At 69.9% G+C, this 10,026-nt stretch carries 11 protein-coding genes; 2 read left to right on the forward strand and 9 right to left on the reverse strand.

The features are described 5' to 3' along the window. Positions 1 to 146 precede the first annotated feature (146 nt). Positions 147 to 680 carry a zinc ribbon domain-containing protein gene (locus tag AB0D57_RS46200; protein WP_362088529.1) on the forward strand — a complete coding sequence of 178 codons (534 nt, stop codon included), beginning with the start codon at positions 147 to 149 and terminating at the stop codon, positions 678 to 680. A 133-nt stretch (positions 681 to 813) separates the two neighbouring features. Here the strand turns inward: AB0D57_RS46200 and AB0D57_RS46205 are convergent, their stop codons facing one another. The 9 genes from AB0D57_RS46205 to AB0D57_RS46245 form a co-directional block, all read right to left on the reverse strand. Continuing rightward, positions 814 to 1,149, reverse strand: coding sequence for a ferredoxin family protein (locus tag AB0D57_RS46205; RefSeq protein WP_362088519.1), 336 nt, complete (start codon positions 1,147 to 1,149; stop codon positions 814 to 816). A gap of 1 nt (position 1,150) precedes the next feature. Beyond that, on the reverse strand, positions 1,151 to 2,173 hold the full coding sequence (locus AB0D57_RS46210) for an NAD(P)/FAD-dependent oxidoreductase (protein ID WP_362088520.1): 1,023 nt from the start codon (positions 2,171 to 2,173) through the stop codon (positions 1,151 to 1,153). Between the two features lie 78 nt (positions 2,174 to 2,251). After that, complete coding sequence (locus AB0D57_RS46215) at positions 2,252 to 2,668, reverse strand: acyl dehydratase (protein WP_362088521.1); 417 nt, start codon at positions 2,666 to 2,668, stop codon at positions 2,252 to 2,254. Further along, complete coding sequence (locus AB0D57_RS46220; RefSeq protein ID WP_362088522.1) at positions 2,665 to 3,186, reverse strand: MaoC family dehydratase N-terminal domain-containing protein; 522 nt, start codon at positions 3,184 to 3,186, stop codon at positions 2,665 to 2,667. The genes AB0D57_RS46215 and AB0D57_RS46220 overlap by 4 nt, the downstream gene beginning before the upstream one ends. Beyond that, positions 3,183 to 3,989, reverse strand: a complete 807-nt coding sequence (locus AB0D57_RS46225) for an IclR family transcriptional regulator (RefSeq protein WP_362088523.1) — start codon at positions 3,987 to 3,989, stop codon at positions 3,183 to 3,185. The genes AB0D57_RS46220 and AB0D57_RS46225 overlap by 4 nt, the downstream gene beginning before the upstream one ends. Before the next feature lie 109 nt (positions 3,990 to 4,098). Then, positions 4,099 to 4,968 (reverse strand): alpha/beta fold hydrolase, encoded by an 870-nt coding sequence (locus tag AB0D57_RS46230; protein WP_362088524.1) that lies wholly within the window; start codon positions 4,966 to 4,968, stop codon positions 4,099 to 4,101. Continuing rightward, positions 4,965 to 5,921 carry a catechol 1,2-dioxygenase gene (locus AB0D57_RS46235; protein ID WP_362088525.1) on the reverse strand — a complete coding sequence of 319 codons (957 nt, stop codon included), beginning with the start codon at positions 5,919 to 5,921 and terminating at the stop codon, positions 4,965 to 4,967. The genes AB0D57_RS46230 and AB0D57_RS46235 overlap by 4 nt, the downstream gene beginning before the upstream one ends. Next, positions 5,918 to 7,270 carry a deacylase gene (locus AB0D57_RS46240; protein ID WP_362088526.1) on the reverse strand — a complete coding sequence of 451 codons (1,353 nt, stop codon included), beginning with the start codon at positions 7,268 to 7,270 and terminating at the stop codon, positions 5,918 to 5,920. Before AB0D57_RS46240 ends, AB0D57_RS46235 begins: the two co-directional genes overlap by 4 nt. Positions 7,271 to 7,385: 115 nt before the next feature. Continuing rightward, positions 7,386 to 8,612, reverse strand: coding sequence for a Rieske 2Fe-2S domain-containing protein (locus AB0D57_RS46245; protein ID WP_362088527.1), 1,227 nt, complete (start codon positions 8,610 to 8,612; stop codon positions 7,386 to 7,388). Between the two features lie 308 nt (positions 8,613 to 8,920). Here AB0D57_RS46245 and AB0D57_RS46250 point away from each other — a divergent pair, with 308 nt between their 5' ends. Further along, on the forward strand, positions 8,921 to 9,907 hold the full coding sequence (locus tag AB0D57_RS46250) for an ABC transporter substrate-binding protein (protein ID WP_362088528.1): 987 nt from the start codon (positions 8,921 to 8,923) through the stop codon (positions 9,905 to 9,907). Positions 9,908 to 10,026: the final 119 nt, after the last annotated feature.

Below are 10,026 nucleotides of genomic sequence, written 5' to 3' on the forward strand. Positions count from 1 at the left end.
CATGGTTGTCTGCTCCTCGGATCTGTCGCGGTCCCCGGGTGGGCTCCGCGTCGCCTTCCTTCTGACACAGAGCCTGCGCCCACCCGGTTTCACGGTGCCCTCACCGCGCTTTCAGCGGACAAGCGGACAACGAGAGTCGCCACAAGCTGACGACCCGTCTCGCCTGCGAGTACGGCACGATCGTCGTCGAAGACCTCAACGTCGCAGGCATGGGCCGCAACCGGCGTCTGTCCCGTCGGATCGCGGATGCCGTGTTCGGGGAGATCCGCCGCCAGCTCACCAACAAGACCCGCCGGCGCGGCACGCGACTCGTCGTCGCCGACCGCTGGTTCCCCTCCTCGAAGACCTGCTCGCGCTGCGGTGTGGTGAAAGCCGAGCTGCCTCTCAGCATGCGTGTCTTCGAGTGCGACAACTGCGGGCTCGTCCTGGACCGGGATGCGAACGCCGGACACAACCTGGTCGCCCTCGGGGCCCGCACGACAGGTACCGGAGTGGCCGGAGACCTGGACCCCGCCAAGGCGGAGTCGAAGCCCCGTGGAGCCGACCGTAAGACCCGCACCACCCGCCCGCGCCGCAAGGCCGGGACGGGGCGGGCAGGTGGCGCAATCCCCAGCCCCCGGGCAGGGAAGGAAACGGGAGACCGTCAACAGGACACCGGTGCGCAACTCGCGCTCTGGTGACACCGTTACGGACCATTCCGTCGGAAACATCGGGATTGCTGAGACCGCTTGATGATCGAAGCAACGGCACGTCATGCCGGTCCGGGTGTGGCCTCCAGGAGCGCGTCGGCGGCCTTGGCGACGTCCGAGGTGCTCATCGGGTGCTGCCCGACGCGGAGCTGACCAGATGCGTGTCGGCGCCGACCGGGCCGAGGCCACTGGCTCCGCCCGGCGTGCCGAGCGGCGTCGTACGGCCAGGCAGCGTCTCCTCGAAGAAGCGGCGGTTGTCGGCGCGGAACTCCGGGTCGGCGAGGCGGTCGACAGTGATCGCCTGCTCGGGGCAGGCGGTCTCGCAGGCGCCGCAGTCGATGCACTCCACCGGGTTGATGTAGAGCTTGCGCTCGCCCTCGTAGATGCAGTCGACCGGGCATTCCTCCATGCACGACCGGTCCATGGTGTCGACGCAGGCCGGGCCGATCACATAGGCCATGTCAGTTCTCCTTGTCGGTGGAATGACCGGGGAAGAGTGCCGCCTCCGGGTCGATGACGGTGGCCGCGTTGTTGACGGCGGTGGCGACCTCGCCGAAGCCCACGGCGATCAGACGCACCTTGCCCGGGTAGTCGGTGATGTCACCGGCGGCGAACACGCGGGGCAGGTTGGTGGCCATCCGGGTGTCCACGGCGATCCGCCGTGCCTGGAGTTCGAGTCCCCAGGTCTGGAGCGGGCCGAGGTCGGCGACGAAGCCGAGGGCGGCGACGACGGTGTGGGCGGGGAGCAGCCGGGTGGCCTTCGTGGCGCGGTGTTGGACCTCGACCCGCTCGAGTGCCGAAGTGCCGTGCAGCGCGCTCACATCGTGATCGGTGATGATCTCGATGCCGAGGGCCCGCACCCGTTCCACGCTCGCGTGGTGGGCGCGGAAGCGGGCGGTGCGGTGGACGAGCGTGACGGACCGGGCGGTCGAGGCGAGCGTCGCCGCCCAGTCGAAGGCGCTGTCGCCGCCGCCGACGACGACCACGTCGTGGTCCGTGTGGTCGGCCGGGTCCGGTACGAAGTAGACCTGCCCGCGGCCGAGGTAGTCCTCGCCCGCCGGAAGCGGCCTGGGGGTGAAGGTGCCGACACCGCCGGTGATCACCACTGCCCCGGCTCGTACGGTCGTTCCCGTGTCGCTGCGGACGACGGGGCGGCCGTCCGGCTGATGGGACAGTTCGACCGCCCGCTGTCCGAGAAGGTAGCGGACACCGTACGGCGCCGCCTGGGCGACCAGGTTGTCCACCAGGTCGCGTCCGCGCACCGAGGGGAAGCCGGCGATGTCGAAGATGGGCTTCTCGGGGTACATCGCGCTGATCTGGCCGCCGCGCTGGGGCAGTACGTCCATGACCGCGACGCGCAGTCCGCGGAAGCCCGCGTAGTAGGCGCCGTAGAGGCCCGACGGGCCGGCACCGATGATCAGGATGTCGGTTTCGACCACCGGGGAATCGTCCGCGGTGACCGGCTCATCAGCAAGAACGCTCATGGTCCAGGAGCGTATGGACCAACGGCGCCCCGCCCAACGGAACCGGTCCGTCTGGCGGGACACCCGGCGGCCCACCACTCAGCCGAGGTCCAGCTCGACGGCGCCCGTGACGCAGCAGGTGCCGTCGGCCTTGGTGATCGCCACGTCGAGCGACAGGCGTGTGCCTTCGACCGTGCGGACGGTCGCCGTCCAGGTGAGTGGTTCGTCGGCCACCGCGGTGGCCTGGTTGCGCCAGCTCACCGCCGTCAGGCGGGAGTCGGGTCCGGCCCATGCCAAGGCGTACCGGGTGAGTGTCTCGCCGTGCAGGGTGGACTGCACGACCACGTCGGGGAAGCCCTCCGTGGCGGCGAACCCGGCGTCGTAGTGGATGCGGTGGGAGTTCCACGACACGGCGCTGAAGCGGAACAGCTGCACCCTGCTGTGCGTGTACCGCCGTGGTGGGCAGACGTCACCGACGACAGGGGCGGGCGCCGGGAGCGGGGCGTGGACGTTCATGACGCGGCTCCGGAGCCGACGGCGTCCAGCACGACGATCGTCTCGTCCACAGCCGTCAGTTCGTTCCCGTCCGGCGAGGTGAAGCGGGTACTGAGGCCGAGCAGGACGAAGGTGCCGGACCGGCCCTGCTTCCGCTCGGCGGAGGTGACCGCACGGGAGGCGGTGACCCGGGTGCCCGCGAGCAGGGCCCGGGTCAGCCGTACGGACTGGCCGCCGTGCACCTGACGCACCGCAAGGCCCCGGGTACACGGCGACTCCCGGGCGGCCAGTCCGTCCGGCCGCAGTTCTTGTTCGGTCGGCCCGTCTTCCCAGCTCATGGTCGCGGCGAGGAACAGAGCGGGAGCCTCGACCGCCGCACCCGCGGCTTCCCGCGCCCGGGCCCGGCGGAGGTAGCCGACATCGTTGAGCGCGGCGGCGTACCGGCAGAAGTCCTTGACGGTCACCGTGCCGCAGTCCTCGTCCTCCCACCGCCCGATCAGTCCGCGGGCGCGTGCCAGTACCTCCTCCAGCGCGCTCACAGGGCCGACCGCAGCGACCGGCTGATGCCCAGTCCCGCGGTGCGCAACGCGCTCGCGTGCGCGGCGGCGTCCACCCGGTAGGTGGGTGCGGTGATCGACAACGCGCCCGCCAACGCGTTCTGCCGGCCGAAGACCGGCACAGCCATGCTCATGTAGCCGAGTCTGATCTCCTCCGCCTCGGTCGCGATGCCCTGCTCCCGGATCCGCTCCAGCCGGCCGCGCAGCCGCCCCGGCGAGGTGATGGTGTGACGGGTGAACGGCTTCAGCCCGCTGCGCACCACCTCGCCGAACAGGGCGGTGGGGGAGAAGGCCAGGATCGCCTTGCCGGTGGCGGTGCAGTACAGCGGGAGTCTGCCCGCCACCCGGGACTCCTCGCTCATCCCCCGGTGCGGCAGGATCTTCTCCAGGTAGACCACGTCGATGCCGTCGTGGATCGCGAAGTGGATGGTCTCGCGGGTGGCCAGCAGCAGGTCCTCCATGTAGGGCTGCGCCACCTCGCGCAGGATCCGCTGCCGGTGCACCCGCTGGCCGATCTCGAACAGCCGCAGCCCGAGCCGGTAGTCGCAGCCCGCTCGCTCCAACAGACCCCAGACCACCAGCTCCTGACAGAGCCGGTGCACGGTGGCCTTCGCCACGCCCGTACGGCGCACGAGCTCGCCGAGGGACAGCGAATCGTCGTCGACGCTGAACGCCTCCAGGATGGGCCGCACCTTGCCGAGGACGGAGTTCATCGGGTCGGGACAGGAAGCGGGTGACGCGGCGGAAGCGGGAGCCGCGGCGTGGGCGATCGAAACGACGGTCATGGCAGGCACCTCACGATCAACGGTTACGGTGGGGACTTGACGGGCAACGGTCAGGGCGAGGGCGAGGGCGAGGGCTCAGCGGTCGGCGGCTTCGGCGAGGGCCGCACGATCAGCCGGCCGAGGATGTCTCGGCGAGGAACGCCAGGCTCAGCGGGTTGTACAGCTCGGCCTTCTCGTGCTGCGGCCAGTGCCCGCACTCGTTGAAGACCTCCAGCCGGGACCCGGGGATCGCGGCGGCGATCGCCTCGGCCTCCGGGACGTCCCCGAGCGGGTTCTTGTTGCCCCACACCACCAGCGTCGGGGCCTTGATCCGCGCCATGCGGTCGGGCCGGAGCAGATTGCGCTCGCGCGCCTCGACCTCCTGCAGCGCCAGCAGGTTGTGCAGGTTCTGCTGGAACTCCGGGCGGTGGTAGATGTCGTAGCGCACCTGGGTCAGCTCGTCGCCCAGGTCCTCGTCCCACGCGGCCCACAGCAACGCCAGCCGCTCCCGGGTGCGGGAGATCTCCTCTTCGAGCGCGGCGCTGCGGGTGGAGGTCTTCAGCCGCTCCATCACCGCCGGGTTGACCTTGGTGCCGCCCATGCACAGCAGTTGCAGCGAGGCGACCCGGTCCGGGTGCTCGCTCGCCGCCCAGGACGACACCCAGCCGCCCAGCGACTCACCGACCAGGTGGGCGCGTTCGGCACCCACCGCGTCGAGGTACGCCAGCAAGTGCTCGACGTACGCCGGGATCTCACCCGGGCGGTCCGGCTTGCCGGTGTAGCCGTGGCCGAGCATGTCGACGGCGTGGCAGCGGTAGCCGGCCGAGGCGTGCGCCGGGATGTTGCGGACGAACGCCTCCAGGTGGCCGGTCGTGCCGTGCAGGAACACGACGTGCTCGCCGTCCTCGGGCCCGGCCTGCAGGGCACGGGTGGTGACATCGCCGGTCTGCACGTAAGCGTGCCGGTAGTCGATGCCCGAGAGTTCGGTCCAGATGCTCATGACTGCCTTTCGTTGTTCAGGGCGGGGTCCAGGACGGCGACGGCCATGCCGGTGAGCCACTCGGGCATCGGCTCGTACGCCAGCCGCCGGCCCGGTGTGTGGTCGAGCAGGGCGGACATGAGCAGCCAGGTGCGCACCTCCTGCGCGCCGTTACCGGCCACCTTCTCCAGCTCGTCGGTCGTGTACTCGGTGATGCGGTGCGTCTCGCCGTTCTCGACGAGGGTCAGGAACTCGTCGTCGAACGCCGGGTTCAGCGCGGCCTCGGCGGCCCGGATGATCTCGCGGCGCCGGATGTCGTAGTCCTGCCAGTTCTCCCGGCCGTTCAGCCAGGCACCGACCATGAACTCCTCGTCCTCGCCCTGCGGTGCACGCCAGTCCGGCCACGGCAGCCGGTGCGAGAGCCCGCCCGAGCCGACGACGGCCACGCGGCGGTCCCCGGGGAAGGCCAGCACGGCGTCCCGGATCGCCCGGCCCAGTCCCTCGCAGCGGGCGAGGGTGGGCAGCGGCGGGGCGAAGACGTTCACGACGATCGGTACGAGCTCGACGTCCAGCCCCTCCAGGAGGTACTGGATCGCGTGCGACTGACCGTGGTCGATCTGCAGCCGGGCCGAGAACGCCGGGTCATGACTCCCCTGTTCCACCAGACAGCCCGCGATGTGCCGGGCGAGCGGGACGTCCACCGGCTGCGGCCCCTTGGGCGTACCGGACTCGCCACTCGCCACGCACTCGCCGACGCCGATCGTGAAGCTCGGGATCAGGTCCAGCCAAAAACCCCGGAAGTGGTTGGACCCGACCAGGATCACCGTGTCGGGCCGGGCCGCGGCGAGCGCGTCGCGCGCCTCGCCGAGCGCTTCCCGGAACCTCTCGGCGCGGTCCCTGTGGAGGGTCTCCTCCCAGTGGGTGTTCATCAGCGTGCTGTGCGAAGCGCCCACACCCAGGACGATCTCGGTCATGCCGCTGCTCCTTCTTGCTCGGCTTCCAGTTCGGCGTGGGACCGGGTCACGGTGTCGACCGCCGTACGGATCAGATGGCGCGTCAGCTTCTCCATGGCCCGTACGGAGACGGTGTTCATGCCTCGCGCGAAGTCGATGTCGAAGGGGGACTCGGCGACCTTCGGCATCCCGACCCGCACGGTGGGGATGCCGCGCCCGCGCAGGATGTTCGCGTCGGTGGCACCGCTGTTGCCCCGGACGACTTCGTGTTCCCGCCCCTCGAGCGCCGCCCAGCCGGCCATCGCGCTACGGCAGATCCAGCTGTCCGCAGGGGTCCGTGTGCCGGGGATCGCCAGGACCATCTCGGCGGTGATGTCGAGGCCGGGAAGCTTGTCGCGGAGGGTGTCGATGACGGCCATGAACTCCCGTTTGGCCCGCAGGGGTGTCATGTCCGGACCGATGCGCAGGTCCACCATGAGAGTGCAGGCGGCCGGGGTCACCGCCGCCATCCGCGGCCAGCCGCCGCGCACCGAGGAGACGATGCCCTGCGGTGCGACCGTGCCGGCGGTGTGCCGCTCGGCGTACTCGGCGAACCACTCCTCCAGATGCCGGGCCACCTCACCGGCGCGGGCGACGGCGTTGTCGTACGGGAGGCGGTGGCGCGAGCCGACGTACGTGTGCGTGCCGCGTACCGTGACCTCGAACCAGACGAGGCCGACCTCCTCCCAGGACACCGTCCAGCCGGGCTTGGCGATGACCGCGTAATCGGTCCACACACCCTGCTCCAGGAGGAACGAACACCCCACCCCCTGCCCGGTGTTGCGGCGGGTGCCGACCGGCCGGGCGTTGGTGGGCATACCACCCGCGCCGAACGCCGCGACCAGGTCGCCGGTGAGCGGGATCCCGGCGAGCGAGATCGCCTCGGCGGCCATCATCACGCACGCGGCGTGGCCCTTGGGGTTGGACGCCCCGAGCCCGACGACCAGGTCGTCGTAGACGGTGGCCCGCGGACGCATGTCGTCCCGCAACTCGGGCCCGATCCAGGGGAGGTCCTCGCTCTCCTCGCCCACGGTCAGGGTGTCGATGGGCGCGTAGAGCATGAGGTCGGGGCCGGTTTTGTCGCCGTCGAGACGGGCCCAGGCGTTGGCCTGCCGGTCGTCGAGCGGCTGGACGGCGGCGCGGCAGCCGACGGACGTCAGCGTGTCGGCGATGTGGGCGGCGAGTGGGGCCTCCTCGCCGGTGGGACTCGGGATGTCGACGAGCCCGATGATCAGCTCGCGCAGCCGGTCGCCGCTGACGTTGCGCCAGGCGTCGCGGACCCAGCCCGCCCGCCGTTCGTCCAGGCCCGTCAACTCCTGTGCGCCGGTCACTGGTTGATCCTGTGGACCTGGGTCATGGTGGTGCGCTCGAAGCGCTTCTTGGCGAACGGGAGTCCGACCGCGATCGCGGCCCCGATCAGCAGGGTGAACAGTGTGCGGCCCATGGTCATGCCTTCTTCTCGTCGGTGCCAAAACCGCTGCCGGAGCCTGTGGCGGCAAGCTTCTTGCCGTACTCCTCCTCGCTGAGGTTGCGCCAGGCGGTCAGCGAGATGTCGGGGCGGTAGAGCTTCTCCGGGGGAGCGTCGGTGATGTCGACCATCCACGCGTCCTGACCGGAGAACTGGCCGTGGAACAGCCAGCGGATCGCACCCAGGTACTTGGCGTAGAACCGCAGGGTCTGCCAGCCCTCGGTGAAGTTGACCATCACGCCGACATAGCGGTGGTTGTCCTCGTCGACAGGGACGTAGAACTCGTAGTGGATGAAGTTCGGATAGGCGATGCGCAGCACGCCGGGCATCGACAGGGACGCGAAGCCGGGGAACTCCTGGGCCTCGATCGTCGGGTTGACCTTGTCCGGCTTGCCCGTGTTGCCGATGTTGAAGGTCTCCTTCGGCGGCTGGGCCTTCCACCAGCGCTTGTTCGTCCAGCGGCCCACCCCGGGGAAGTCGGCCTCCCAGTAGACCTCGTCCTGCACCCGGAAGATCCAGCGGCCCCTGGGCACCACCCGGGTCACGTTCCAGGTCGGCATGGGCTTGAAGAGCCGCCACAGCGCGGTGCGGTGCAGATACTTGGCGTGGCCCTCGTCGAAGCCGTTCTCGCAGGCGAAGCGCCAGTTGCCGCTGCGCGGGTCGATCCGGCCGCCCATCACGAAGGCGTTGTCGACGAGTTCCTCGGGCAGCTGCGAGTCGATCGGATGCGGCTCCTCGTCGGCGAGGGGGATGTACACCCACACCATGCCGAGGCGCTCCTCGACCGCGTAGGTGCGCACCGATACCTTGCCGGTCAGCCGGCAGCCGGGTCCGTCGGTGATGACCGCGGACAGCTTGCCGGTGGGCAGGTCGAAGGTCCAGCCGTGGTACGGGCAGCTGACGGTGCCGGGGAACTGCTGGTTGCCCTCGGACAGCGGCACCCCGCGGTGCGGGCACCGGTTGTGCAGCGCGTACGCGGTGCCGTTGTCCCGGATCAGCGTGATCTTCTCGCCGCAGATCGTGAACGGCAGCGGATCGGCGGTGACCTGGCTGGACCAGGTGACCGGGTACCAGTAGCCCCGGAAACCCGCGCCCGCCGCGTCGTAGTGGGGCCATGACTTCCAGTCCTGGCGTCCGGGCTCTCCTGCCGGTCTGCGGCGGCCGCGGACAGTGGTCTGTGCGTCGGGAGAGTCCTCGACCGTCATCGTGCGTGTCCTCCTGCTGCCGGTGAACTGTGACAGCGAGCATGCGGCGGACCGGTGGATCCGCCCAAGGGACCTGTCCCGCTGAGCAGAACGCCCGCGCGGGTACGCGCAGTCACCGGGTGGGGGCCCGGGCACAGGCGGCGGACACCGGCCGGACAGCGGGGATCACCGGCGCGTCCCGTTCAGCGGACCCCTATCCATGCGTGTACGGCACGCCCCGGTCTACGGTGCGCCAAATCTCGGTCCCAGGGCCAGCCGATACCGGCGGTCTCCCAGCGACCCCTGAGGTGTTCATGGAGACACGGTTTATGACAAGACGCCCCTTCACCGGCCCCGCCGCCCTCGCCGTCGCACTGCTCTCGCTCACCGCGTGCAGCGCGGCCACCACCGACTCGGCAGCCGGTTCCGGCAAGAACGCCGCGGGCCCCACGATCCGCATCGGAGTCGGTATCGACGCCTCGTACGCGCCCTTCTTCCTCGCCGACGCCGAAGGGCTGTGGGCCAAGCACGGTCTCAACGTCCAGCTCGTCCAGTTCGGGCAGGGCAGCGAAGGCGTCAACAACCTCTCCGCCGGCCAGGTGCAGATGTCCGGGAACTCGGACACCACCACCATCAGCATGCTGCAGCAGGACCCCGACCTGCGGTCCTTGATGGTGTACGAGCAGTCCGGAAAGTATCTCAAGGTCGTCCTCGGCCCGAAGGTGACGTCCCCCTCGAAGATCCGCAAGATGGCGGTCGCCCCGGGGCTGTCCGAGCTCGCCGCGACCCGGTTCCTGGAGTCGAAGGGGATCGACCCGAAATCGGTCGAGTTCGTCACCGCCGACCCGCCCGAGATCCCGGCCCTGATGAAGAAGGGCGACGTCGACGCGTACGTCCTGTGGGAGCCGTGGCCCGCCAAGGGCGTCGAGCAGGGCGGCAGGGTCCTGGAGAACACCGGCGCCTACGGTCTGACCTATTCCCAGTGGCTGCTCACGAGCGCCGACTGGCTGAAGGCCAATCCCGACACCGCCGTGAAGGTCGCACAGACCCTCCAGGAGGCGGCACGGCTGACCGAGAGCGACCCGAAGGCCGCGGCCCGGGCCACGAAGCAGGCCGTGAAGGTCGAGGTGGACCAGACCCTGAACGCGATCAAGGAGATCGACTTCGGAGCCCGCGACTTCACCGCCGAGGACCTCAAGGGATACGCGGACACGGCCCGGTTCTTCGTGGACAGCGGCAAGGTCAAGGGCGAGCCGGATGTGACGAAGGCCGTCCAGCGCGGCTGGTTCACCCAGCACACGAAGGGATCCTCATGACGGAGGCCGTGGAAACCGTTCCTAAACAGTGTCCAGGAGTGGGCTTTGTACCCACGTCCCGGAACTGTGCGCATCCCGAACGGTTTTGGGTGCGCTGGTCCCCCGCGTTCGCTGAGTCC

It is taken from the genome of Streptomyces sp. NPDC048275 (assembly GCF_040652275.1).
Classification (GTDB): Bacteria; Actinomycetota; Actinomycetes; order Streptomycetales; family Streptomycetaceae; genus Streptomyces.

What these genes read in the sequence shown, in the direction of transcription:
- AB0D57_RS46215 (WP_362088521.1), bottom strand. Translation starts at nt 2,668, where the DNA reads ATGAACGTCCACGCCCCGCTCCCGGCGCCCGCCCCTGTCGTCGGTGAC.
- AB0D57_RS46250 (WP_362088528.1), top strand. Translation starts at nt 8,921, where the DNA reads ATGACAAGACGCCCCTTCACCGGCCCCGCCGCCCTCGCCGTCGCACTG.
- AB0D57_RS46235 (WP_362088525.1), bottom strand. Translation starts at nt 5,921, where the DNA reads ATGACCGAGATCGTCCTGGGTGTGGGCGCTTCGCACAGCACGCTGATG.
- AB0D57_RS46245 (WP_362088527.1), bottom strand. Translation starts at nt 8,612, where the DNA reads ATGACGGTCGAGGACTCTCCCGACGCACAGACCACTGTCCGCGGCCGC.
- AB0D57_RS46205 (WP_362088519.1), bottom strand. Translation starts at nt 1,149, where the DNA reads ATGGCCTATGTGATCGGCCCGGCCTGCGTCGACACCATGGACCGGTCG.
- AB0D57_RS46230 (WP_362088524.1), bottom strand. Translation starts at nt 4,968, where the DNA reads ATGAGCATCTGGACCGAACTCTCGGGCATCGACTACCGGCACGCTTAC.
- AB0D57_RS46225 (WP_362088523.1), bottom strand. Translation starts at nt 3,989, where the DNA reads ATGACCGTCGTTTCGATCGCCCACGCCGCGGCTCCCGCTTCCGCCGCG.
- AB0D57_RS46210 (WP_362088520.1), bottom strand. Translation starts at nt 2,173, where the DNA reads ATGAGCGTTCTTGCTGATGAGCCGGTCACCGCGGACGATTCCCCGGTG.